Consider the following 25149-nt stretch of genomic DNA (forward strand, 5'->3'; position numbering starts at 1 on the left):
CTATTTTAGCATTTAGTTAGTAAAGGCCTTATAAAAGATTGATTAATCTTTTATGTGATGGTAAGAACTTTCTTTTCTCCCATTTTCTATAGCCTCATTGAAGAAATTGTAGTAATCCTTATATATTTCTGAATCATTAAATAAATACTTTTGAGCTTTTTCAATTAATTCCTTTTTAGTATTCTTTAGAAAAAAATCATTTTTAGAGTATAATTTACACCAATTTATATAATCTTGAGGAGATTTTGCTATTGGTGGATTATCAACCTTCATTTGTGCATATCCTGCTGATGCTATTTTTGTTTTTTGATTGTGAGGGTAGGTAATGAATGGGATACCAAATACCATTGCTTCGTAAAAAGTATTGCCACTACCAAAATAGAATGGATCCAACATGATATGGAAGCTTCTTGTTGTATTCATAAAGTCATCAATTGACATTCTATCGAGAAAAATTGATCTTTCTATTAATAATTTATTTTTGTTCCTCCATCTATCTTGAAATACTTTTGTATTGTAATCACATTTATCTTTTAAGAGGATAAAATATGAATTATCTATGTTTATTAATATTGATTCTAAAATTTCATCGTAACTTGGATGTATTTTAAATAATGACTGAGTTAATCCTATTAGAAATTTATTTTTAGGATTAATTATATCTAGGTTTCTTAAATTGCTCTCATTTATTTTAGGAGCTGAGTAGTTAAATGGCAATCTTCTAAATCTTTTTAATTTCTCTGAATAACTTGAATCGGAGCTCGCAGGTTCTAATCCATATGTTATAAAATAATCTATGTTTTTTATGCCTGATGTATTTGCATGACCCAAGCTTGTAACTTGTACTAAGGCTAACTTTGACATTGCAAGGATATAGCAATAACTAGACATTCCGATTTCTGGATAAAATAATAAATCAAGATTATCTGAAAGTATTACTTTTGCTCCAACCTGCGGAGATTCAGGTAAATATATTATTTTTTTAAATAAGGTTTTAATCCTTTCTATTCCTGATGATTTATTTGTTTCTGGTGGTAAATAGACTGTAACATCAAGATCAGTTTTTAATAAGTCAATTAAAACATTAATGTATAATTTGCCAACGGTATGGTTGTCGTTTAAAAATTGAGAGCAAATACCGATTTTCAGTGATTCTCTTTTATGAGATGACTTGAAATATTTGCTTAATGAGAATTTATCGTATTCCATACCTTTTACCATTAAAAGTGTATTGCTGAAATCCTCTAATATTTCCTTGTCATCTTTTCTGTTCTGATATGCTAAGTAAAATATACAGTTCGAATTGAACGTATATATTTTTCCTATATGAAATTCTTTATTTATTTTTATTTTATTTATAGAATTTTTATATTGAATTCTCTCATTATCAATTTGTTCATTACTCTTCATTATCGGAGAAAAGCGTAAATTTGCATTAATAAAAAAATGAATATCATTAGGAGCTTTTTGCGATGCAATTGAATAATATTTATACGCTTCATTTTCTCTACCAAGTACTTCCAATATGTTTCCCATGTTTGAATATGGTTCAATTAAATCAGATCTTAAATCTATGGCTTTCGATGTCGATAGTATTGCTTCTTCTGGCTTTCCAAGAGCTGTCAATATAATTCCAAGATTTGAATGAATTTCAGCATAATTTGGATTTATTTCAATTCCTTTTTTCATTAATATTTCAGCTTCTTTAAAATCTCCAAGCTTTTTCAATATTGTCCCTAGATTCAAATAAGCTTCCGAAAAATTAGGATTAATTTTAATAGCTTTTCGATAAGATATTTCTGCCTCTTTAAATTGGCCTAGTTCGCACAATACTATTCCTAGATTGTAATGAGCTAATGTGTAATCAGGTTTTAGTTTAATTGCTTTGCGTTGATATTTTACAGATTCTTCATATTGCCTAAGATCTTTCAAAATATTTCCATAATTTGAAAATACTCTCGGATCATTACAATCTTGATCAAATAAGCATTGATAGTATTTTTTAGCTTTGGATAGATCCCCTTTTGAATGAAAATTAAATGCTTGATCTCTAATTTCTTCTTTACTTAGTTTGGGATAGCTATCACTAGATATAGATATATTTTCTTGATTATCTTCGATTGATAGTGGAACTGGGAATACAGTTACTTGTTTGTTAAGAAAATTTTGTTTACCAGGTCCTTCCATCTTTTAGTATTTTAGCTGTCGCATTTAATTACTATAAATCTACAGGTTAATTCTCCACTATTTAAATCTAATATTAATGCATTCAAAATATTCGAATCTCTTGGTATTGCACTAATCAATCTAGTACCTGGTGCTCCACCACACCCATTAGATCCATCAGATTGCATTTTATATGAATTAAGATTACTTAGAGTGAACTACTCTTAGCATCCATTGCTTACTTTGCTGATTTAACACTCACTTTTAATTTGTTGTATCGCTCCTATTGCAGCCGTCGCCTTTTGGAGTTTTCTTCTGTGAATCTATTTGATTGTTATTTGGAATAAACCCATCATGACAAACGCTAAAAGCGCTCTAAATTCTGCTCTAACTTTTTTTCTAGTTCCTCCAAATGAAATAGCATAACTAGAATCTTAAATATTTACTTGCATTGTATGCAGGGGATCAGCGATTCGAGTCCGCTTGGCTCCATTTAGATTTCTAAGTTATAGCAATAGATTTAGAAGTATTTAGGTTGGCGTAAATAATAAGATATTCCTTGGCATAGGAAGATATAACTATTTTTCGCTCAGTTATAACCTCATTTTTATCTTTGTAATCCTATGGGGGGGGGGAAATGGTTACAACTATTAAGGAAGCAACTTAAATCTGAGTCTGGAAAGGCTGGGATTTGCACACAATGCTTTGAAATAAAAAGCAGTTCAATTCAGTTAAGTCTTCAATACGCGCATCTGAAGCTTGAGTATGCCTTACAAGTTATAATCCTAATAAAATAGATTCTTTAAATACAATAGATGTGACTGAGGGGAAAAGGAATCAAAAGCAAGCAGGCTCTGAAGTGAAAACATTCTCAGTCCCATTTGCTTTAGGAGAAATTAAAGAGAAAAAAACTATTCCTACCAATAAAGTTACTAAATATTCTAAAGAAGAAATTATTAATCAAGCAATTAACTTTCACCTAAAAGGTAATATTCAAAAAGCTTTAAAATATTATCGTTATTGTCTTAACCAAGGGGTTCAAGACGCAAGAGTTTTTTCTAATTATGGGGCAATATTAAAAGATCTTGGCAATTTAAAGGAAGCTGAAGGAGCTTATCGAAACGCAATTAAAATTAAACCTAATTTCGCTGCGGCTTATTCTAATTTAGGTATTGTTTTAAAAGATCTTGGCAATTTAAAGGAAGCTGAAGAATCTTATCGGCTCGCAATTAAACTTAAACCTGATTTCGCTGAGGCTTATTCGAATCTGGGCGACATATTAAATAATCTTGGTAAATTCAAAGAAGCAGAGTTATTACTAAATAAAGCAATTAAAATTAAACCTGATTTAGCTGAGGCTTATTCCAATTTAGGTATCGTTTTAGTAGAACTAGGCAAACTAGAAAAAGCAGCATTATCGATACGCAAAGCCATCGAACTGAATCCTGATTTTGCTAATGCTCATTTATATTTGGGAGTTATTTTGAAAGATCTTAGCAATTTACAAGAAGCTGAAGCTTCCACGAGAAAAGCAATTGGACTCAATCCTGACTCCCCAGATGCTCATGCCAATCTTGGAAGTATCTTGAGAGATCTTGGCAATTTACAAAAAGCAGAATTATCTACTCGCAAAGCAATTGAACTCAATCCTGATTTTGCTAATGCTCATTTAAATCTTGGAGTCATTTTGAAAGATCTTGATAATTTAAAAGACGCTGAAACCTCCATGAAAAAAGCCATTAAACTTAATCCTGATTTCGCAAATGCTCATTTAAATCTAGGAACTATATTAAAAGAAATTGGCAAATTACAAGAAGCAGAAAAATCATATTGCAAAGCAATTGAACTCAATCCTGATTCCCCAGATGCTCATGCCAATCTTGGAAGCATCTTGAGAGATCTTGGCAATTTACAAAAAGCAGAATTATCTACTCGCAAAGCAATTGAACTCAATCCTGATTTTGCTAATGCTCATTTAAATCTTGGAGTCATTTTGAAAGATCTTGGTAATTTAAAACACGCTGAAACCTCCATCAGAAAAGCCATTAAACTTAATCCTGACTTAGCAAATGCTCATTTAAATCTAGGCACTATATTAAACGAAATTGGTCGTTTAGATGAAGCTATGCTGTGCTATGAGCAAGCAATTAATCTTGATAACAAACTCGACTCCGCTCTCTCTGGAATAGGGAGTATACTTCTAAAAAATGGTAATCATTCAGATGGTATTCATAAATTAAGAGAAGCTAATGGTTCCATCCGTTTTAATCCAAAAAAATCCTCCATAACTATTAATTAAATGAAGAAAATAACATTAGATTTAGGGAATAAAACTCCTAACTTTATTGGCTCCTGGTGTATAGAACCAATCTTAATTTGCGATGATCTTATCTCCTACTTTGAACTTAATATCGCCAAGCAAAAAAGTGGGTACAGTGGAAGTGGTTTAAATCCTGAGATAAAAGATAGTGTTGATATTACTATGAATCCCAAAGATATCATTCTTCCAGGACATGAGGCATTTAAAAAATATTTTGATCAACTTTTTGAATGCTATAAAAACTATGTAGAGGAATGGACTTTCTTAAACAAGATATCTGAAAAATTGGAAATTGGTTCTTTTAATTTACAAAGATATAAACCTGGTCAACATTTTAAGGAAATACATACAGAAAGATCTTCTTTAGCTACTCTTCACCGTATTTTTGCTTTTATGACATATTTAAATGATGTAGAAGAAGGAGGTTCAACATATTTCAGTCATTATGATCTTGAAATACAACCACAAAGAGGATTAACTTTGATTTGGCCTGCTGAATGGACTCACGCACATAAAGGAAACATACTTAAAGAAGGGTCAAAATATATCATTACGGGTTGGATTAATATTTTCTAATCAGTTGTTATTAACAGCATTTGATATTTAATAAGTTGATAAAAAAGACACGAAATAAACTACAAAACATAGAAATAAAATCATCATAATTAAGTAGCTATTAAAGTTAGTCTCATACGATTGAACCATTAATAATTCTAAATTCAAGGTCAGACATCATAATTGAAAGAATAATCGATTTGATAATAAGTAATTTCTGCGTAAACTCTCGTGACACTAATAAGAGGAGATTACAAATTAAAAGTTTCTCAAAGACGATATTAACTTAGAAAGATCGTAGGAAATAATTAAAAGACATCGCTACTTTATGTCACTCAAAATAAAACAACAATAATTGCAGCATTAGTAGTAAAATTGCTGAAGTTAAAAAGATTGAAAAGTATAGATGGAGCAATCTGATAAAAAAGATCAAGAAAAAAAGAAGATCACTGAAGCAAAAACATTCTCTGTTCCGTTTACTTTAGGAGAAAATAAAGAAAATATTAGTATTAATACTAATATTTCTTCTGAACCTTCTAAAGAAAAAATAATCAATCAAGCATTTAAGTTTCATTCACAAGGAAACATTTTAGAAGCAGAAAAATATTATCAACAATTCATCAATCAGGGTTTCACTGACCATAGAGTCTTTTCTAATTATGGAGTCATATTAAAAGACCTTGGCAAATTACAAGAAGCAGAATTATCATACCGCAAAGCAATTGAACTTAACCCTGATTTCTTTCAAGCTCATTCAAATCTAGGAAATATATTAAAAGATCTTGGTAAATTACAAGAAGCAGAATTATCATACCGCAAAGCAATTGAACTTAATCCTGATTGCGCAGATTCCCATTTAAGTCTGGGAAGCATATTGATTGAGCTTGGCAAATTACAAGAAGCAGAATTATCAACTCGCAAAGCAATTGAAATCAAGCCTGATTACCCAGAAGCGCATTACAATCTAGGAAATAGATTAAAAGATCTTGGAAAATTACAAGAAGCAGAATTGTCACACCGCAAGGCAATTGAACTTAAACCTAATTACGCAGAAGCATATTTGAATTTGGGTCACATATTAATAGATCTTGGTGATTTACAAGAAGCAGAATTATACACACGCAAAGCAATTAAACTTAAACCTGATTTCGCAGAAGCTTTTTACAATCTGGGAAACATTTTTAGAGTACTTGGAAAATTAGAAGAAGCAGAATTATCGACTCTTAAAGCGATTGAACTTAAACCTGATTTCGCAAAGGCTTATTCTAATCTGGGATGCATATTGAAAGAGCTTGGGAATTTCGGTGATGCTATAAATCAACTCAAGCAAGCACTAAAATTGAACAATCAATTATCATTAGCTAAGGCTGCTTTAATTGCAACTAAAGGCACTATATGCGATTGGGATGATGAAGAGACTCATAATATTTGGCTAAAATCACTTGGTATAAAAGGAACATCTATTTGCCCATGGGATCTATTCTCATTAGAAGATAATCCTTTAAAGCATTTAAAAAGATCTGAAAAATTTTATAAAGAAAAAATATTTACTCGACCAAGCAAACTTATTAAATCTTCCAAAAGAAATTTAATACATATAGGTTATTTCTCTGCTGATTTCCGGACTCATCCTGTAATGCAACTAATTGCTCGATTACTTGAGCTACATGATAAATCGAAGTTTAAAATATATTTATACTCGTTTGTGCCAAAAGAAGATGAATATACGGAAAGAGCAAGAAAGTCTGGATGCATATTTAGAGATATAAGTAAATTAAACAATATCGAATCGATAGCTTTAGCAAGGGATGATCAAATTGATATTGCTGTAGATCTAATGGGTTATACCAAACATAATAGATTTTCAATATTTTCTTCTAGAGTCGCCCCTATTCAAATAAACTATTTGGGATACCCTGCTTCAGTTGGATCTAATGTTATTGATTATATTCTCGCAGATAAGATTGTAATTCCAGATAATTATGAGAAATTCTACTCAGAGAAGATACTAAGTATGCCCAATTGTTATCTATGCATTGATGATAAAATAGAAATAAGCAATAAACCTATTTCCCGAAAAGATTTCAACCTGCCTGAGCAAGGATTTATATTTACCTGCTTTAATAATAATAACAAAATCACTCCAAAGGAGTTTGATATTTGGATGAGATTGCTGAAAAAAATAAAAGGGAGTGTACTTTGGTTGCGCAAGCCAAATGAATTGGCAATTGAGAATTTATATATTGAAGCAGAAAAAAGAAATGTAGATCCAAAACGATTAATATTCGCAAATAGAGTTCCATTTGATTTGCATTTAGCAAGGCATTCTCTTGGAGACCTTGGACTTGATACTTTTAACTTTAATGGTCATAAAACGACTTGTGATGCATTATATGCAGGATTACCTACCTTAACTAAATTAGGAGAAAACTTTGTTGCAAGAGTTTCATCCAGTCTATTAACTTCAATAGGCATGCCAGAACTAATTACATATGATGAAAATCAATATGAAGAAACAGCACTAAGACTAGCAAGTAGTCATAATGAAATTTTTAAATTAAAATATAAACTTGAAAAACTGAAAAACAAATCATCACTTTTTAATTCAAAATTATACACTAAAGATCTTGAAAAGATTTATCTTAATTTAGTTGAAAAATGACTTTAACCTGCGCTATTAGTAATGTAAAGTAATTAAGTTGATATTTGCTTAATGATTACTGAAAAATTATCTGAAGAGATCTGGAGAACCTGTGTAGATTCCATTCCAATATTTGGTATTGATATGATTATATTTTCTCAAAAATATGGGGTATTAATGGGTCGCAGAATTAACAATCCAGCAAAAGGTAAACTTTTTGTACCAGGTGGAAGAGTTTATAAAAACGAACGAATTATAGATGCTTTTAATAGAATATTAATAAGTGAAACAGGTTTGATTTTTTCTTTTAATAAAACCACTTCATTGGGTTTATACGAACACTTTTATAACGTTACATCTTGGTCAACTTCAGAATGCAGTACGCATTACATTATAGAAGCAAGATTAATAGAAATCGAACCAGAAAATATTAAACAAAAAATAAATTTAAATGAGCAGCATTCAAATTTCGAATGGATTTCTCTAGAAGATATTCAATCAAATACTATTCATTCCTATTCAAAGATGTATTTAAATAAAATTAAAGATCTAAAAGCTAAATGAACAATTTATTTAGAAAAAATCCAATTCAATATAAATGTCATGTGAAATTGTAGGGTTCTGCAACTTTTTGAAACTCAGTACATATTCTATGAACATCGCTTATATCTATATCTGCATTAACAGGAAGATAAATTCCGTATAGATGAACTTGATCAGCATATTTTAGAGAAGTACTTCTTCCACTATATTCCTTCCAAAATGGTTGTTGACCAATACTCCCAGCGATAAGAGGTCTACTTTCAATATTTTTATTCTTTAAATGAATCCAAACTTCTTCAGGATTCTTGACTAAAGTAGCATAGGCAAAACTTGAAATAAAATCGTTAGAAGATTCTTGACACCAAAAATTTGAAAGTTCTTCCCTATATTTATTAAATAGAATTGAACGCTTTGAACAATATTCATCTAAAATGCTCATTTGCATCAAGCCCAAAAAAGCATTCAATTCAGTAGACCTTAAATTATATCCAGGAAAATAAAATGTATATAAATCTCTAAAATCTGAGGTGTTGTATTTTGATCTTAAATTCTTTTGAAATTCCAAATCAAGGTTTCTTCCCCAACCATGAGCCCTTAATGACTTGCTTACTTGATTAAACTCATGATCATTACTACAAAGACATCCCCCCTCAATGGTAGAAATATGATGTCCATAAAAGAATGAAAATGTTGAAGCAAGACCAAATGATCCTAGGGATTTTCCAGAAACGGTAGAACCTAATGATTGGCAATTATCCTCTAAGAGACGTATATCAAATTCTTCGCAAATATCTAGGATTTTCTCAATAGATGAATTATGACCAAGAACATGGACTAAAATCAAACTTCCAATGTCTTCTTCCTTTATTAACTTATATAAATTATCAATATTAACACCTAAATTAATAGGATCTGTATCCAATAGATACGGTTGATAACCTAATTGAATAAATGGTGATACTGTGGTTGACCAAGATAAGGCTGGTATACCAATTTTTTTATTCCTTAAATCTTTAAAAAATAGATTTGTAGTTGCCATTAATAAATTGGCAGAAGAGCCACTGTTAATAAAAGTTGAATCATTTACCTCGATATATTGTGCAAATAAAGATTCAAATTCAACTACTTTTTCTCCTTGAGTCAGTCTTGGATAAGTCTTAATCCATTCAGATAATCTATCAAGATGTTCTTTAGGTATTGTTTCTGAAGCTAAGCCTATTTGTTTATACATTTTGTAAAAATTAAAAATCTTTGATGAATATCATCTATGGCACTCTAAATAATGAGAATAAGTCTTATTAATCCCTAATTCTAAATCATACCTTGGGAACCAACCCAAATCATTTATTTTCTTCACATCTAACAACTTTTGCTTCATTCCTGTAGGTTTACTAAGATTAAATGTAAAAGATCCTTCAAACCCTAAAATCTTAGAGATTTTTTTATAGTAGTCAAAAATCGAATAATCTTCTCCTCTACCAATATTAATTACATTAGGCAATTCCTTTATCCTAGGTAAAGAGAACCAAACTGCATCAGCAAAGTCTTTCGCATACATAAATTCTCTTCTAACAGTACCATCTCCCCAAATTTCAATTTGTTTTATATTATTAAGTTTAGCTGTATGTAGCTTTACTATTATTGAAGCAATTAAATGAGAACGTTTAGGATTATAGTTATCATATTTACCATACAAATTACAAGGCATTAAAGTAATATAATTTCTCGATTTATCTTCGAATCTTAAGTAATCACATAATCTTTGTGCCGCTATCTTAGCGATTGCATAACCTTCATTTGTAGGCTCCAATAATCCATTTAATAAATATTCTTCTTTTAATGGATTAGGTCCATTCTTAGGATACATACAAGAACTTCCCAAATTAATAATATTTTTCACTCCCATAATTGCTGCTTCAGATATTAAATTACAACCTATTTCAAGATTCTCAATTAGAAATTTTGAGGGGTTTGCGATATTTGCATGAATTCCACCAACTAATCCAGCGGCATGAATAATATATTCTGGCCTATTAGCCTTCAAATAACTTCTTATTTGTTCTCTATTGGTTAAATCTAATTCTTTACGAGAAGGAGTTAAAACAGAATAATTGCAGGCATCATGATGCTCCTTTATATTACGTCCAACCATCCCAGTTCCTCCTGTTAGAAGAACACGCATAATAATTTTGCGAAATTAAATAAAGACTTTCTGAAAAAATCTACTTTAGGAAGTCCTTTTGATAGTAAAACATAGCATCAAGAGATATATTTTTTTTTCTTGGTCATCATTTCATTAAATTAATTCTTTATGAGCCAGCAGAGAGAATTGGGGTTTGAATTAATTCCATGACGATTACTAGATTTTCCTCGCTCGATTGTTATGTGAGGAATTAGCCGCTAATCCAAACATTAACTTTGGTTGCTTTGCATAGGCAGAAACGCAACTACTATAATTCTCTACCTAAAGTTAACAAAGTTCCCGATACGATTCCACAAGGCAAATAGGTTTCTGCCGAAGGGAAAGCCGCTAGGGAATCAGCAAGAGTCTTTATTCTTAAGGAGGCTGGACTAATTACTCCCCCTAACTGAGCAATTAACTCATGCTTATTTGCAGCGGGTCAATTTCTTTTGAAAGTTAAAAAACTAATTGGGGTATGTAATATATATAAACTAATAAACTTATAAAAAAAACAGATGTGACTGAGGGGAAAAAATATCAAAAGCAAGAACGATCTGAAGGGAAAACATTCCCAGTTCCATTCGCTTTACAAGAAATCAAAGAGAGTATTTCTACTTCTCTCAAAAACCCCAAGAAATCGACTAAAGAGCAAATAATTAATCAAGCATTTAAATTTCATTCTCAAGGAAAAGTCAGAGAAGCAGCAGAATATTATCAATACTGTATAAAGCAAGGTTTTGCTGATACCAATGTTTTATCGAATTATGGAATGATATTGAAAGATATTGGTAAATTTAAACAAGCCGAGATTTTATTTAGAAAAGCAATTGAACTTAATCCTAATTCTGCTGAGGCGCATTCAAATCTGGGAAATGTTTTGATAGATCTTGACCAATTAAAAGAAGCAGAATTATCGACGCGCAAAGCTATTAAAATCAAGCCTGATTTTTCAGAAGCTTTCTCTAATCTAGGAAATATATTAAGCAGAATTGGTAAACTAAAAGAGGCCGAAATAGCAGCTTACAAATCTATTGAGATTAATCCTAATTCATCTCAGAACCATTTCAATCTTGGAGTAATATTAAAAGATCTAGGTAAACTAAAAGAAGCAGAATTATCAACTCGGAAATCTATAGAAATAAATCCAATTTCCTCTCAAGCTTATTTAAATCTAGGGATAATATTAAAAGATCTAGGTAAACTAAAAGAAGCAGAATTATATACTCGTAAAGCTATAGAAATAAATCCAAGTTCCTCTCAAGCTTATTTAAATCTAGGGATAATATTATTCGGTTTTACAAATATAGAAAAATTAAAAGAAGCAGAATTATATACTCGGAAATCTATAAAAATTAATCCTAATATATCACAAGCATATTTGAACCTTGGAAATATATTAAAAGCATCAGGAAAGCTTGATGAGGCTGAAAAATCTATTAGAAAGGCCATTCAACTTACACCTAACAATCATCATGCTTATTTCAACCTAGCATTACTAAAGCTACTGCAAGAAGACTATTCTACTGGCCTTGAATACTATGAATTTAGATTCACAAAGAAACCAGCTGTATATCTATATGGGAAACCAATAATCAAGAGAAGTGAAACGAATGAATTCAAACAAGGAAGAAAGCTATTAGTTATTAGTGAGCAGGCAGCAGGTGACATAATCTTCTATATGCGTTATTTATTGGCTTTAAAGGAACAAAAGTTAGAAGTTTCATTTTGTGCCCCCGAAAAATTACATAGCTTGATTAAGGATTCAGGAATTGATTCAAATCCTATTTCTCCTGAGGAATGTAGTTTAATTAATGAAGGAGAATGGATTCCTTTGCAATCTCTACTAAGATATTTCTGCGTTAATCCTTATAATCCAGTTATCAATTATGTATATATTAAATCTAAAGAATCACTTAAATTAAAATGGCATAATATTCTATCTAAAGAGAAAAAACCAATCATTGGTATTAATTGGCAAGGTAGCAAAGAACTTGAGCAAAGTTCATACCCTGGACGTTCAATACCTTTAGAAAAATTCTCAATAATTCTTGAAAAAAATGATATTAGTTTCGTCTCTTTCCAAAAAGGGTTTGGCTCTGAGCAAAAAGAAAACTGTCTTTTCAAAGATAATTTTGTTAAATGTCAGGACAAGATTGATGAGATATGGGACTATTCAGAGACTGCTGCAATAATAGATAATTGCGATTTAATAATCACCATAGATTGTAGTATTGCCCCATTAGCGGCTGGAATGGGTAAAGAGGTTTGGCTAATGCTCAAAAAAATACCTTTTTGGACATGGGGTCTAGCGGGTGAAAGAACATTCTGGTACCCAACTATGAGGTTATTTCGACAGAAAGGGTTCTCAAATTGGGATGAGGTAATGGAAAGAATATCTATAGAATTAAATAAATTCATTAAAAATAAAAATGAATTATAACCAAGTCAATCGAAATTTAACTATCTCATCAGTTTCTACAGAACAAATAATATATAAAATTACTATATTAAAAATCAAATAAACAAGAAATCAAATATCAAAAGATTTTGAAGATTAATAATGAGCTGAGTCAAATTCTTTCATAGAATTAAATAAAATTATTTAAAATCATCTCACAATATGAATTAGTATTATCCGAGTAACAAATCAATTTGAACTTATAATATGAATCAATTTAATTGATTAAAAAGAAATCTTTGATAAAATTCAGAAATGGAACAGTTCTCATCCGTAAAACGTAGTAAGGTCGAAATATTAAGACCTCAATGCAACCTAGACACAGTTAGAGATGGGCGAGGAGGAATCTTTACATGGATTCCAGATGAGCCACTTGTAGAATTTAATATGCTTTACTTTCAACCAGGTAAAACAAGAGGATTTCATTACCATCCGCATTTCATTGAATATTCATTAGTAGTATCAGGTTCAGGAGTACTCGTAACACGCGAAGAACCTGAGGACAAAGAAAGTGAGAGCTTCATACATTTAAGTAAAGGTATCTGCATTCGTACTGAAACAAATGTATTTCATACAGTTTATGCTATTACGGAGATGACAATAATCGCAATGTTAACCAAGCGTTGGGACCATTCTGATCCACCTATTGTTAGAATTGATGACTAATAGAGGAAAATAAATTGAAATCAGTAGGCTTAATAGGCGCAAATGGCTTTGTAGGTAGATCAATCAGGAAATACATATTAAATAATAAAGAGATTTCTACAACTTGTATAACCAGAGAAAACTATGAAGAAGCAAAACAAAAAAAAGAATATGATGTATTAATTAATGCTGCAATGCCATCGAAAAGATTTTGGGCAAGTCAAAATCCTCATTTAGACTTTCATGAGACAGTCAAAAAAACATTTGATATAGTAAACGATTGGAAAAGCTCAAAAATTATACAAATTAGCTCTATATCTGCTCGTTCTCAATTAAATACAACATACGGTAGGCATAAAGCTGCTGCAGAAAAAATTGTCAGCAATGAAAATAATCTAATTCTTCGTTTAGGACCTATGTATGGAGAAAGATTGTCTAAAGGTGTTTTAATTGACCTCTTGACAAACAATCGTATCTATATATCTAAGGAAAGTTTATATTGTTTTGCACCCGTTGAATGGGTGGGTGAATGGATAGCTACTAATATGCATTTATGTGGGATACAAGATTTAGGTGGTAATAACGCGATTAGTGTTGGTGAAGTTGCAAGATTAATCAACTCAAAGTCAATATTTGAAGGTCCAATAGATAATCAAGTACTTTCAAAAGAAATAAAATCTGGGCCTGAGTCTAATAATGTAATTAATTATATTTTGTCTAAAAATAACTAATCAGGGTTAATCATGAAAATCACAAAAATAACTTCCTGTCGCTTATGCAATTGCAAGGATCTAATACCTGTTTTTGATTTTGGATTACAAGCACTTTCGACTCGATTCCCAGCTAAAAATGAAGCAGATGCTGAAATAATTCCTCTTAATCTAGTGCAGTGTCGCAATCCTAAATGCAACTTAACTCAGCTTACTCATGACTATGACTTTAATGATTTATATAGAAGGGGTTATGGATATAGATCTGGTATAAATAGAACAATGTGTGATCATCTTAGTACGATAGTCAGACAAATACAACAAATAGTAGAGATTAAAGAAGGTGAGACAGTTTTAGATATCGCAAGTAATGATGGTACTTTATTAAAAAGTTATAAAAGTAACTTTAAAATTAATCTAATAGGAATAGATCCTACTATTACACAATATAGATCATATTATCCTATTGAAAATACTTACTTATCAACTGAATTCTTTTCAAAGCATATTTTTAATTCTATTAGTCCAACTAAAAAAGCAAAAGTAATTTCTTCAATAGCTGTTTTTTATGATGTACCTAACCCAACCAGCTTCGCTAAAGATATTGCTTCCATATTAGATGATAATGGCATTTGGATTATGGAACAATCATATCTACCACTTTTGATTAAAGACTTATCCTTCGATAGTATTTGCCATGAACATTTAGCTTATTATGGACTAAAGCAAATAAAACTAGTAGCAAGTCTTGCAAACCTCAGAGTATTTAATGTCGAAACAAATAATATGAATGGTGGCTCTTTAAGAGTTTTTATATGTCACGCAAATTCCAATTATCCAACAAACAAACAAAATCTTGATCAAATTGAAAATATAGAATCAAAAGCCCAAATAGATAATCATGAAACTTTTATAAACTTTAAAGATAAAATAGTTTCAATAAGAGATGAATTAATGAACTTTTTGCAACAAGAAAAAAATAAAGGTAAGAAAATTCATATCTATGGAGCTTCCACCAAAGGGAATGTTCTTTTACAATTTTTTGGAATCAACAATGAACTAATAGATGCAGCAGCAGAAAGGAATGAATGGAAATATGGACATAGAACTCCTGGTACGAATATACCAATAATATCTGAGGAAGAGTCAAGAGCACTAAAACCAGATTATTATCTGGTTTTGCCTTGGCACTTTAAAAATGAATTTATTGCACGTGAAAAAGATTATATTAACAATGGAGGTAGGCTAATATTTCCTTTGCCTAAAGTAGAAATATACCCTGCCATAAAAAAATAGACAGTAGATAATTTATTTAGAAATTTATTGTTTAGAGCTTACTCTTTTATAGATATTAATTAGTTAATTTCTCATATATGTTGAAAAATAAAAAATGATCTTATCTTAAAGAAATAATATCTATCATTAGAATACCTGCTATCTTTTTTATAAATAATCATACTAAATGTAGAGTTAGATACATTAGATTTTTATGGAAACTTTCCTTCTAATCAATTGTATTCTCAAGGATTACTACTTCCTAAATCAATCAAAATATACAGATTTGATCGAAGGAGATTCCCAGGGAATGGGATAATCATTATTTAAACAATATGGAAGTTTCGATTTTGTATGGCTTGACTGCGGAGAAAAAACAGAGTATTCGAACTTTTTTAAAGAATATTGGAAATATTGCTCCAACTATATTTTCTTTCACTACACATATTTAAATGGGTTACCTAATATTAAACACAAGATTATTCAAGATAACCTAAGCAAAGAACAATTTTCATTTAATTTTGTGGAACCACATAAAAAATGGCAAGGAAGTATAACAATGGTAAAGAAACAATAATAAACAAATACTTAGGGAATTGGTGAATAATTAGCAAAGATTTATTTCATGTAGTTATGAAAATATAACTATGGAATCCTAGCTAAAAATAAGAGCCGATTTAATTCTTCTTTTTCTTATCTAATAAAAGGTAATTATTATCTATCTCAGCACAAAAACTAATCGAAGCAGCTTCTGAGAAGAATTCTCGAATCTTCCAATTAAATTCAAAAGAGGGTTTAGTTTTTTTTGAGTTCAAGGGAGTCTTTATAAAAAAAATATAAGTTTTATAGTTGTTTAGAATTTAATAGATTTTTCTAAAGGTGTCTTAAAATTTTTTTCCATCACAAAAATTCACCAAGAAAATCGGACCATACTGTGAAAAAAAATGGATAAATCCATCGATTTCTTACGTAAAAAGTTCTCTTTCGAGAGATCGTTGTACATTATGATACTTTTCCACATTTTCATCGTTTCCTCATATTACAAATGGTTTTGTCTGCGATTTTAAAAACTAACATTTTAATGTATCAAGAGATACTGAATCCTTGAAAACGACTGCAGTATCAGAGATTTACCAGCTCATTTTTTTTTTGTAATTAATCCACTTATTCAATTGACATGATCTCTGTTGAGATTTTTTTAAAATTATGATTTTTGTGGAAAAGTGGAAAACTCCCTATTTAGCACCTTCTAAAGTCAATTATTTTTATTGCTATTAAAAAAAAATCATCCTTTTCAAATATATCTTTGAAATTTAAAAGAAAAGATAATTAAACGCAAGAAATCCACTCGGAGCTAGTTAATCTAGTCTTTGTATATCAAACCAGTCTTCTCGCTTTTTTCTCTTAAATAAATAGTTCTAATTAATTTTTAATTTAAAAGCGTCAATTTTTTATGTTGAAAATAAATTCTAATATCTGTCAGCAAAATAAATTAATTAGTTAATTAATTTATTTTGCTGACTTTCACATCACTAAAAGAGAATGCAGGGTCATAGTGTTTTCATGCCTAATCCGTTCACCATTGATTGGAATAAAAATTGGACCTTTCAAATAGTTCACATGGAAGGTGGTATTTATTTAGAAGCAAAAGGAATGGGGGTTCTTATAAGAAAACCTTTCTTGGCAACTGAAAGCCCATTTACTGCCGCTGACAATTTAGTTTATAGCGAAGATAAAATTAGAAAATCTTTGTTCAAATCTTGGAAGTCAAAAAAAATTAGTAATTTTAATTAATTGTGAAAACAGAATTAAGTTTTCCTCCATACAGCTGCTAACTTTCCTTGAACATGAACTTGTTCAGCATCAATTTCTATAGGTTCATAAGCTGTATTAGCGGCTTCTAAACGAACTAAGCCACCATCTCGAAAAAAATGCTTCAATGTAGTACCAAGGCCAGGAACCATTGCACTCACAATAGTTCCGTTTCTCAACCGAGAAGGATCATTAACAGGTTCCATTAAGACCATATCTCCGTCAGCGATAAAAGAATCAATCATTGAATCTCCATTTACCATTAAAGCAAAAAGTCCTTTTAGTTGAAGAACTGAATGTAAGTCCAGAGTTTCTTGTACATCATCAAAAGTTTCAACGAGTCCACCGGCGGCAATTGCCCCTAAAACAGGAACACCAGAAATACTCTCCTCTATCAACTGAAGCGTTCTTGCTTGGCCTTCTTGCCATTTTATCCACCCTTTTTGTTGTAAATGTCTCAAACGGCTTTGTATCGGTGCTGGAGACCTCAGGCCCATTGCCTGCATCATCTGCCTGATTGAAGGACTGTGATGATGATCTCCTATAAATTCCACAAGCCAATCATAAAGTTCTTGCTGGGCCGTAGTTAGAGCTTCATCAGGCATTCGATTAGTTTGAGTACATATGTCCTTCAATACATATGTACCTAAAAATCCTCTTGCATGCAACCCTAGAGTCCTCCCAGCTGAACAGCAAGCAAGGCTTGCTGAACGTGAAGACGATTCTCCGCTTGATCAAAAACATGGCTACTTGGACTCTCTAAAACCTCTTCTGTGATTTCTTCTCCTCTATGAGCAGGCAAGCAATGCAAAACAATTAGATCATCATCAGCGAGATCTATTAAATTTCGATTAACTTTATACTTTTCAAAAATCTTTTTCCTCTTTAAATATTCTTCCTCTTGACCCATTGAAGCCCAAACATCTGTGTAAATCACTTGAGCTTCTTTGACTGATTTTGAAGGATCATTGCAAATAGATATTTTCGAACCAAATTCCGAGAGTGATTTAGCCTTATTTACAATACGTTGGTCTGCTTCAAAACCATTTGGAGAGCAAATTGTCACATTAACTCCCAACATCGCACCACAGATCATCAATGAATTTGCAACATTATTTCCATCCCCAATGTAAGAAAGATTTATCCCTTTAAGCGCTCCAAACTTCTCCTGAATCGTCAGATAATCAGCCAGTGCCTGACAAGGATGCTCAAGGTCAGTTAGAGCATTAATCACAGGAATAGTGGCCCATTCTGCATATTCTTCTAATTCTTGCTGAGCAAAAGTCCGAATTGCAAGGACATCACAGTATCGGCTCAAAACTCTTGCTGTATCTTTGATTGGTTCGCCTCTTCCAAGTTGAGTAACCTGAGGGTTCAAATCGACTGTCTGACCTCCAAGCCTTGCCATCGCTACTTGAAAACTTACTCTTGTCCTTGTAGAAGCTTTTTTAAAAATCAAACCAAGGACTCGATTCCCAAGGTCTATCCTTCTATTTCCTATTTTTAGCTGTTTTGCTAATTCAAATAAAGAAAGTATCTGATTATTTTTCAAATCAGATGAAGAAAGAAAATTGTTTTTACTAAAAGAATTTAATTCTGAAGCTAAGCCGAGAGATGCTGAAGCCATAAATAAGCCTCAAATATCCTTTATCGGAGATAAAGGATATAAAAGTCAAGTCTTTTAATTTAAAACCTTTTCGGGCATGACACTTTTTGAGAGCATTTCTTTAAGCTCATCTCCCTCTATAACCTCTTTTTCAAGGATCTTTTGAGAAATATCTTCTAATAAAGAAAGATTATTCTTAAGAATGTTTAAGGCATTTTCGTGAGCATGATCTACCAAACTTCTGACTTCTTTATCGATAGCTTGTGCTGTTGCATCGCTTAGTTCTCTTCTTGGGTTGTTATTACCGCCAAGGAATTGACCTCCTCCTTGCTTATCGTAGGCCAAAGGTCCAAGAATATCACTCATACCATAAGTTCCTACCATTTGTTCTGCTAAATCAGTTGCTCTTTGAAGATCATTTGAAGCTCCAGTAGTGATTTTCCCAAAAATTATTTCCTCTGCGGATCTACCACCAAGGAGAGTGGCTATTTGACCTTGTAAATCCTCTTTTGAATTTAGAAATCTTTCTTCAGTGGGCAATTGGAGTGTATATCCCAAGGCACTCATTCCTCTTGGAACGATAGATATTTTTGCTACTTTGCTACCTCCAGGCATTAAGTGACCAACTATTGCATGGCCAACTTCATGATAAGCAACGATCTTTTTCTCATCGTCTTGCAAAACTCTACTTTTTTTCTCTAAACCAGCAACTACTCTTTCAATTGCTTCATTTAAATCTTTTTGTTCTACTGATGTTCTTTTGCCTCTGGCAGCTAAAAGGGCTGCTTCGTTGACCATATTGGCAAGGTCAGCACCTGCAAATCCACTAGTTGCTTGAGCAATACGATCTAAATCAATTTCGTTAGAGAGTTTAACTTTCTTTGTGTAAATTTCTAAGATAGTTTTTCTTCCAGATAAATCAGGTCTATCGACAAGAACTTGTCTATCAAATCTACCTGGACGTAATAAAGCAGCGTCCAAGACTTCAGGTTGGTTTGTAGCTGCGAGCACAATAACTGGCTTATCTGTTGAAGCAAAACCATCCATCTCTGTAAGAAGTTGATTTAAAGTTTGCTCTCTTTCGTCATTACCACCAACGACACCCATTGAACCTGATCTGCTTTTACCAATAGCGTCTAATTCATCAATAAAAATTATGCATGGTGCCTTTTTCTTTGCCTGTTCAAATAAATCTCTTACTCTCGCTGCACCTGCGCCAACAAATAATTCAACGAATTCAGAACCAGAAATAATAAAGAAAGGAACTTCTGCTTCACCTGCAACGGCTTTTGATAAAAGAGTTTTACCAGTTCCAGGAGGACCAACCAATAGAACACCTTTAGGAATTCTTGCACCAATGTCTGTATATCTTTGAGGCTTTTTAAGGAAATCTACAATCTCAGTCAATTCATCTTTAGCCTCATCAACTCCAGCCACATCGTCAAAAGTAACCTTTGATTCATCATCTGGAACATATACTTTCGCTTTACTTTTTGTGAAGCTAAGAGCTCCCTGGGCTCCTCCTCCACCCATGCTTCGGCGTGCAAAAAATTGTAAGACAAGAATAAAAATTAGAGGTGGTACTACCCAGCTAAGAATCGTCGTGAAAATGTTTGGCTTTTTAGGAGGCGCTGCAGCAAATTCGACTCCTTTTTTCTCAAGCCTCTGAGGTAACTCCATATCAAAAATTGGAGTTGTGGCAAGGACTGAAGGTGCGCCTTCTTCTGCTGTAGAAAGTTCGTATCTAATTTGATCTTGAGTTATGTATGCTCGTTTAACTTCTCCATCATCAACTTGATTTATAAATAGAGAATAAGGAACTCTAGGAACTTGTGTATTTGAACTCGGGAAAAAACTACTAAAAAGCAGAAGGGCTCCAAAACCTATGAGAATTAAATTAATTATTCCAAAACGTCTATTTGGTTGATTTTCATCCTGTCGTATTGGCATAGCAAAAACTTATTTGTTCCTAAGTTAGTAAACTATCCTGCCAAATCGACTTGTTGAACTGGAGGGAGATCCGAACGAATATCAAATTTTAAAAATTAATGCCCTAAAGAAGTAAACTCCAACAAAGATCTTTCCCTTTTTGTTCTAAAAAAGAATGTTGCAATTTGTAGGTAGAACTTATTGATTCAAATCCAAAACTGTTCAGAGGGCTCATTGCAGACTTGCCTCCTAAGAGTTTTGGTGCAACAAAAACCACTAATTCCTGAACACACTCAGCTTCAATTGCACTTGTAGCTAAAAGAGGACCACATTCCCAGAGGATTTTATTGCAACCTTTTTTCGAAAGCGAAGTTAGCAATTCAGATGGGTCATTCGAATTTAATCTCAATTTCTCTGGACCATCTGGTAAATCAGAAAAAAAAGCTTCATCCCCTTCTGGCCCATATGCAATTATTGTTTTGGCAATTTTTGTATCCCAAAGTTTTGCTGATTTAGGCAAATCCAATGACCTTGAGAAAATCACCCTCAAAGGTTCAAAATTTGATTTTCCCCTTGAAGTTAAAAGAGGATCATCGGCCCGAACTGTTCCTCCTCCAACTATTACTGCATCACACTTTGATCTAATTTGATGAACTTTTTCCCTCGCAGGTTCATTTGTAATCCACTTACTACAGCCATTAGGTAAACCTATTCTTCCATCAAGGCTCATTGCCCATTTCAGAATTCCCCATGGACGACCATTAAGAACTCGAAAAATAAAATCACGATTAATCTCTTCACATTCCTGCTTTAAAACCCCTTCTATCACTTCTAATCCAGCATCTTTTAATCTTGAAATTCCATTCCCTGAAACTCTTGGATCCGGATCAACCATTCCAATAACAACTCTCTTCAAACCTGCTTTTATTATTGCTTCTGTACAAGGTGGTGTTAAGCCTTGATGACAGCATGGTTCTAGGGTTACAACTATTGTTCCTTCAATTGACTTATCCCCAGCTTGATTAAGTGCTTCTACTTCTGCATGAGCATTTCCTGCCCCAGAATGAAACCCTTCACCAGCAAGTCTCCCACTTTTGTCAAGCAAAATTGCTCCTACAAGTGGATTAGGGCTTGTTCTACCTTCTGCCAATAGTGCTAATTGGATTGAACGTCTCATCCATAGCACCCATTTTTTCTGATCCACAGGTAAATCAATCATTTTTATTGGACCAATGTTCTCCATTCACTTACTAAATAAGGAGGGATTGGTAAATCATTTATTAATCCTGGCAAGCTCAGTCTTAGAGGTCTGTTTTTATCCAAATCAGCAATCAAAGGGCCTATATCAAATTCTGCAGCAGAATCATTCAAAGTTTCAAATTCAACTTTGCTTTTCCTTGTTATGTCTTTGAGCTCCCAATTCTTTCTTCCTGAATTTACAAGTAAATCAGTAGGATGATCAAACCTTAAGGACCCTGGAAAACCGACAATTCTTAAAGTTAAATTCTTTGTGACTGTAGAACTTGGATATACGATGACTTGCCAAGTTTGGTAATCCAAGTCTCTCAAGCTTTCTAAACTTCTTTTAATCTCTCTTTGCTGATTAGGAATGTTGTCATTAGAATCTGCATAAGTGCTTATTGCGATTGTAAAAAAAAAAACAACAACAAATCAAAAAATAAGAAAGTATTTGAAGAAAAACCTTAGGAAAACTTTCCATCACTAATTTCATATTGTTCTGAGTCAAGTAGCGCATCTAATGCAATTGCTGAGCGAACGAGTGACTGATACTTCTTAATGATACGTTGATTGCGTTGAATTATTTTCGAAGAATCATATTTTTCTGAATGATTAGTAGGATTTTGAAAGACCTCAACGCCTTCGTCCATTAATTCTAAATCTTTTTGTTGCTTTATAAGAGCTATCAAAATTTCATGTAGTCGGGATCTTCTGGTTAAGTGTTCCTCAGCTTTATTTTTTTTAAGATTCACAAAACTTTCAAGCTAACTATTGAAGTTTTAGTTGATTTTCATAGAAAAAATAGTAAAGCTATAAAAAAGACATTTTTCTACGTCCATTTATTTAAACTATGTCTAGTGAGTCAAAGGAGATACATGTAATAGGAATTGATACTTCAAATGTTGAAAGTTTTTTTGAAGCTAAAAAAATCCCAATTTTCAAAGCTGAAAGAATCACTGGACCAAAAAGAATTTTAGATTCATTCAAAACTTGGTTAAAAGATAAAAATATAAAAAATCATAATTTTGAGTTCATTGCAACTGACAAACTAAATGAGTTTATAGATCTATTAAAAAAAGAAGAGAAAAAAACAATTGTGTTTTCAGGTGGTGATCCTCTTTGGTTCGGAATTGGTAGATTATTAATTCAAAATTTTCCTTTATCAAAACTTTCTTTTGAGCCAGCAGCTACATCTTTTCAACTGGCTTTTTCCCGACTTGGAAAGCCTTGGCAAAATACGCAATGGATCAGTCTTCATGGTAGAGACCCGCTTCCATTTGAAAAGACAATTAAAAAGCTGCCCTCTTCACTTGTAGTTTTAACTGACTCAAAGAGATCTGGTGCTAAAGAGGTTTATCAATTACTTGATTCATTAGAGCTTCAGAAAAAATATGAATTTTGGACTTTCGAAAGACTTGGGTACCTAAATGAAAGAATTACAAAAATCACTTCTATTGATGATTTTCCACTTGATCTTGATCCATTGCATCTTGTAATTCTTTTTGAAAGAGAAGAGCCACCAGTAAAATCAGAAGAATTGCCCTTATTTGGAATTAATGATTCAGTTTTTCTTCAAAATCCAGACTGCCCCGGATTAATTACAAAAAAAGAGGTTAGAGTTCAAATCCTTGCTGAGCTTAACCTCCCAAAACAAGGAGTAATCTGGGACATAGGTAGTGGGGTTGGAAGTATAGGACTGGAAACATTAAGGATATCTCCAAACCTAAAATTAGTATCCATTGAGAAGAGGGTTGGAAGTAAGAATATTATTAAAGAAAATGCTAGAAGGCTTGGCGTTAATCCATCTTTAATAATTGAAGATGAAGCATTAAATATATTTAAAGAAAATAAAATTCCTTATAATCTCTTACATCCAGATAGAGTTATTATAGGAGGAGGAGGATCAAGCTTGGATTTAATTATTGAAGAGGTATTAAAAAAAATAAATAATTTATGTGTTTTAATCATACCTTTAATATCATTAAGATCTTTATCAAAATTAGAGTCTATTTTAAAGCCAAAAGTTCAGAAGTTATCTATTAGTCAACATCAATCATATAGAGGTGTAAGTATTGGAGAAGATATAAGATTATCTCCTTTAAATCCTGTTTTTATTTTGAAAGGTGAAATTCAATAATTTTTTATGTTTTATCAGGTTTCGCAACATGGGGTAGTCCCCAGCCTAATTTATTTCTTAGAACTTGAAAGAACTCATGATCTGAAAGTCTAATGAACTTAACTGGATGATCACTTTTTCTAATTAAAACTCTATCCTCTGGCCATACATAACAGCCAGCACTACCATCTACTACCATCATTAATCTTTCAGGTGTGGCAGGGAAAATTGTTACTGGCTCTTCATTACTGAATACAAGAGCTCTTGAGGCCAATGAATGAGGAGATACAGGGGTAAGCTGCAAAACAGGACAATCTGGAGTAATTACTGGTCCACCAGCACTTAAAGAGTAAGCAGTTGAGCCAGTAGGAGTAGAGAGAATTACACCATCTGCAGAAATATCGACGGGCGCATGCCGTCCAACAGAAATTTCAAAATGACACATACTTGTCATAGGTTCTCTATGTAATGCCATTTCATTAAGGCAAAGAGCTTCCCACCTACATTGATCACCTCTCATAACACTTACTACTAGGCTTGTTCTCTCCTCAATATTCCATTTCCTTGAAACTAAATGTTTAAAAATTTTATCTATATCCGAGAGATACGCCTCAGCCAAAAAACCTAAATGTCCTGTATTTACAGTGAGAATGGGTATACCCAATGGTGCAGTTTGTCTAGCCGCAGACAAGACAGTCCCATCCCCTCCTAATACAACGGCAAACAAAATTGAAGAATCAAAGCCATCTGGAATGCATGAGTTGTATCCCTGTGAACTCATATATTGATCAGGATTAGTAAAGCCTAATAAACCGCCTGCGCTACTAACTCTGACAACATCAAAACCAGAATCTTCTAGTTTCTTTTGAAAAGTTTTTGCTGTCTTAACAGCAAGCTCTTTCCCGTCATTAACGATCAGTCCTACTCGGGGCACCGATCATACTTCACAAAC

21 protein-coding genes are annotated in these 25149 nt (G+C 32.3%); 10 read left to right on the forward strand and 11 right to left on the reverse strand.

The window, feature by feature from the left end:
* Positions 1-42: 42 nt before the first annotated feature.
* Complete coding sequence (locus tag O5633_RS05455; protein WP_269611116.1) at positions 43-2187, reverse strand: tetratricopeptide repeat protein; 2145 nt, start codon at positions 2185-2187, stop codon at positions 43-45.
* An 11-nt stretch (positions 2188-2198) separates the two neighbouring features.
* Positions 2199-2354 (reverse strand): hypothetical protein, encoded by a 156-nt coding sequence (locus tag O5633_RS05460; RefSeq protein WP_269611117.1) that lies wholly within the window; start codon positions 2352-2354, stop codon positions 2199-2201.
* Positions 2355-2983: 629 nt separating this feature from the next.
* Here O5633_RS05460 and O5633_RS05465 point away from each other — a divergent pair.
* From O5633_RS05465 to O5633_RS05480, 4 genes are all read left to right on the forward strand, one after another.
* Positions 2984-4465, forward strand: a complete 1482-nt coding sequence (locus O5633_RS05465) for a tetratricopeptide repeat protein (protein WP_269611119.1) — start codon at positions 2984-2986, stop codon at positions 4463-4465.
* Positions 4466-5062, forward strand: a complete 597-nt coding sequence (locus O5633_RS05470) for a 2OG-Fe(II) oxygenase (RefSeq protein WP_269611120.1) — start codon at positions 4466-4468, stop codon at positions 5060-5062.
* Positions 5063-5447: 385 nt separating this feature from the next.
* A complete protein-coding gene (locus O5633_RS05475; RefSeq protein ID WP_269611121.1) occupies positions 5448-7703 on the forward strand; it encodes a tetratricopeptide repeat protein in 2256 nt (751 codons plus the stop codon).
* 51 nt (positions 7704-7754) lie between these two features.
* Complete coding sequence (locus tag O5633_RS05480; RefSeq protein ID WP_269611122.1) at positions 7755-8246, forward strand: NUDIX domain-containing protein; 492 nt, start codon at positions 7755-7757, stop codon at positions 8244-8246.
* A gap of 37 nt (positions 8247-8283) precedes the next feature.
* Here O5633_RS05480 and O5633_RS05485 read toward each other — a convergent pair whose 3' ends face one another.
* Both O5633_RS05485 and O5633_RS05490 read right to left on the reverse strand, forming a co-directional pair.
* Complete coding sequence (locus O5633_RS05485) at positions 8284-9456, reverse strand: DegT/DnrJ/EryC1/StrS family aminotransferase (RefSeq protein WP_269611123.1); 1173 nt, start codon at positions 9454-9456, stop codon at positions 8284-8286.
* A gap of 30 nt (positions 9457-9486) precedes the next feature.
* Positions 9487-10407 (reverse strand): GDP-L-fucose synthase family protein, encoded by a 921-nt coding sequence (locus tag O5633_RS05490; RefSeq protein WP_269611124.1) that lies wholly within the window; start codon positions 10405-10407, stop codon positions 9487-9489.
* Positions 10408-10924: 517 nt separating this feature from the next.
* Here O5633_RS05490 and O5633_RS05495 point away from each other — a divergent pair.
* From O5633_RS05495 to O5633_RS05515, 5 genes are all read left to right on the forward strand, one after another.
* Complete coding sequence (locus tag O5633_RS05495) at positions 10925-12847, forward strand: tetratricopeptide repeat protein (protein WP_269611125.1); 1923 nt, start codon at positions 10925-10927, stop codon at positions 12845-12847.
* A 273-nt stretch (positions 12848-13120) separates the two neighbouring features.
* Positions 13121-13531: a cupin domain-containing protein gene (locus tag O5633_RS05500; protein ID WP_269611127.1), complete on the forward strand. Its 411-nt coding sequence runs from the start codon at positions 13121-13123 to the stop codon at positions 13529-13531.
* A 14-nt stretch (positions 13532-13545) separates the two neighbouring features.
* Positions 13546-14241: an NAD-dependent epimerase/dehydratase family protein gene (locus tag O5633_RS05505; RefSeq protein ID WP_269611128.1), complete on the forward strand. Its 696-nt coding sequence runs from the start codon at positions 13546-13548 to the stop codon at positions 14239-14241.
* 12 nt (positions 14242-14253) lie between these two features.
* On the forward strand, positions 14254-15516 hold the full coding sequence (locus O5633_RS05510; protein WP_269611129.1) for a class I SAM-dependent methyltransferase: 1263 nt from the start codon (positions 14254-14256) through the stop codon (positions 15514-15516).
* Positions 15517-17058: 1542 nt separating this feature from the next.
* The gene (locus O5633_RS05515) at positions 17059-17289 is read left to right on the forward strand and encodes a copper-binding protein (RefSeq protein WP_269611130.1); all 231 of its coding nucleotides are present in this window, start codon (positions 17059-17061) and stop codon (positions 17287-17289) included.
* Positions 17290-17303: 14 nt separating this feature from the next.
* Here O5633_RS05515 and lexA read toward each other — a convergent pair whose 3' ends face one another.
* From lexA to O5633_RS05545, 6 genes are all read right to left on the reverse strand, one after another.
* Positions 17304-17912 (reverse strand): transcriptional repressor LexA, encoded by a 609-nt coding sequence (gene lexA / locus O5633_RS05520; RefSeq protein WP_269611131.1) that lies wholly within the window; start codon positions 17910-17912, stop codon positions 17304-17306.
* A gap of 65 nt (positions 17913-17977) precedes the next feature.
* On the reverse strand, positions 17978-18934 hold the full coding sequence (gene argF / locus O5633_RS05525) for an ornithine carbamoyltransferase (RefSeq protein WP_269611132.1): 957 nt from the start codon (positions 18932-18934) through the stop codon (positions 17978-17980).
* 54 nt (positions 18935-18988) lie between these two features.
* Positions 18989-20863, reverse strand: coding sequence for an ATP-dependent zinc metalloprotease FtsH (gene ftsH, locus O5633_RS05530; protein ID WP_269611134.1), 1875 nt, complete (start codon positions 20861-20863; stop codon positions 18989-18991).
* Positions 20864-20966: 103 nt separating this feature from the next.
* On the reverse strand, positions 20967-22061 hold the full coding sequence (gene ribD / locus O5633_RS05535; RefSeq protein ID WP_269611135.1) for a bifunctional diaminohydroxyphosphoribosylaminopyrimidine deaminase/5-amino-6-(5-phosphoribosylamino)uracil reductase RibD: 1095 nt from the start codon (positions 22059-22061) through the stop codon (positions 20967-20969).
* Between the two features lie 2 nt (positions 22062-22063).
* Entirely contained in the window at positions 22064-22402 is a 339-nt protein-coding gene (locus O5633_RS05540; protein WP_269611136.1) for a DUF3122 domain-containing protein, read from the reverse strand.
* Positions 22403-22545: 143 nt separating this feature from the next.
* A complete protein-coding gene (locus O5633_RS05545; protein ID WP_269611137.1) occupies positions 22546-22833 on the reverse strand; it encodes a hypothetical protein in 288 nt (95 codons plus the stop codon).
* A 98-nt stretch (positions 22834-22931) separates the two neighbouring features.
* Here O5633_RS05545 and cbiE point away from each other — a divergent pair, with 98 nt between their 5' ends.
* On the forward strand, positions 22932-24218 hold the full coding sequence (cbiE, locus tag O5633_RS05550) for a precorrin-6y C5,15-methyltransferase (decarboxylating) subunit CbiE (protein ID WP_269611138.1): 1287 nt from the start codon (positions 22932-22934) through the stop codon (positions 24216-24218).
* A 4-nt stretch (positions 24219-24222) separates the two neighbouring features.
* On the opposite strand, the gene O5633_RS05555 is transcribed toward cbiE, so the two are convergent.
* Positions 24223-25131 carry an NAD(+) kinase gene (locus tag O5633_RS05555; RefSeq protein WP_269611139.1) on the reverse strand — a complete coding sequence of 303 codons (909 nt, stop codon included), beginning with the start codon at positions 25129-25131 and terminating at the stop codon, positions 24223-24225.
* Positions 25132-25149 lie beyond the last annotated feature (18 nt).

Source organism: Prochlorococcus marinus str. MIT 1013 (genome assembly GCF_027359395.1).
In the GTDB taxonomy this organism is placed as follows: Bacteria; Cyanobacteriota; Cyanobacteriia; order PCC-6307; family Cyanobiaceae; genus Prochlorococcus_B; species Prochlorococcus_B marinus_E.

Excerpts from the sequence above, each read along its gene's own strand:
- ftsH (WP_269611134.1), bottom strand. The coding sequence starts at position 20,863 with ATGCCAATACGACAGGATGAAAATCAACCAAATAGACGTTTTGGAATA.
- O5633_RS05455 (WP_269611116.1), bottom strand. The coding sequence starts at position 2,187 with ATGGAAGGACCTGGTAAACAAAATTTTCTTAACAAACAAGTAACTGTA.
- O5633_RS05460 (WP_269611117.1), bottom strand. The coding sequence starts at position 2,354 with ATGCAATCTGATGGATCTAATGGGTGTGGTGGAGCACCAGGTACTAGA.
- ribD (WP_269611135.1), bottom strand. The coding sequence starts at position 22,061 with ATGATTGATTTACCTGTGGATCAGAAAAAATGGGTGCTATGGATGAGA.
- O5633_RS05515 (WP_269611130.1), top strand. The coding sequence starts at position 17,059 with ATGCCTAATCCGTTCACCATTGATTGGAATAAAAATTGGACCTTTCAA.
- O5633_RS05500 (WP_269611127.1), top strand. The coding sequence starts at position 13,121 with ATGGAACAGTTCTCATCCGTAAAACGTAGTAAGGTCGAAATATTAAGA.
- O5633_RS05490 (WP_269611124.1), bottom strand. The coding sequence starts at position 10,407 with ATGCGTGTTCTTCTAACAGGAGGAACTGGGATGGTTGGACGTAATATA.
- cbiE (WP_269611138.1), top strand. The coding sequence starts at position 22,932 with ATGTCTAGTGAGTCAAAGGAGATACATGTAATAGGAATTGATACTTCA.
- O5633_RS05470 (WP_269611120.1), top strand. The coding sequence starts at position 4,466 with ATGAAGAAAATAACATTAGATTTAGGGAATAAAACTCCTAACTTTATT.
- argF (WP_269611132.1), bottom strand. The coding sequence starts at position 18,934 with ATGGCTTCAGCATCTCTCGGCTTAGCTTCAGAATTAAATTCTTTTAGT.
- O5633_RS05485 (WP_269611123.1), bottom strand. The coding sequence starts at position 9,456 with ATGTATAAACAAATAGGCTTAGCTTCAGAAACAATACCTAAAGAACAT.
- O5633_RS05510 (WP_269611129.1), top strand. The coding sequence starts at position 14,254 with ATGAAAATCACAAAAATAACTTCCTGTCGCTTATGCAATTGCAAGGAT.
- lexA (WP_269611131.1), bottom strand. The coding sequence starts at position 17,912 with ATGCCTGATGAAGCTCTAACTACGGCCCAGCAAGAACTTTATGATTGG.
- O5633_RS05475 (WP_269611121.1), top strand. The coding sequence starts at position 5,448 with ATGGAGCAATCTGATAAAAAAGATCAAGAAAAAAAGAAGATCACTGAA.
- O5633_RS05480 (WP_269611122.1), top strand. The coding sequence starts at position 7,755 with ATGATTACTGAAAAATTATCTGAAGAGATCTGGAGAACCTGTGTAGAT.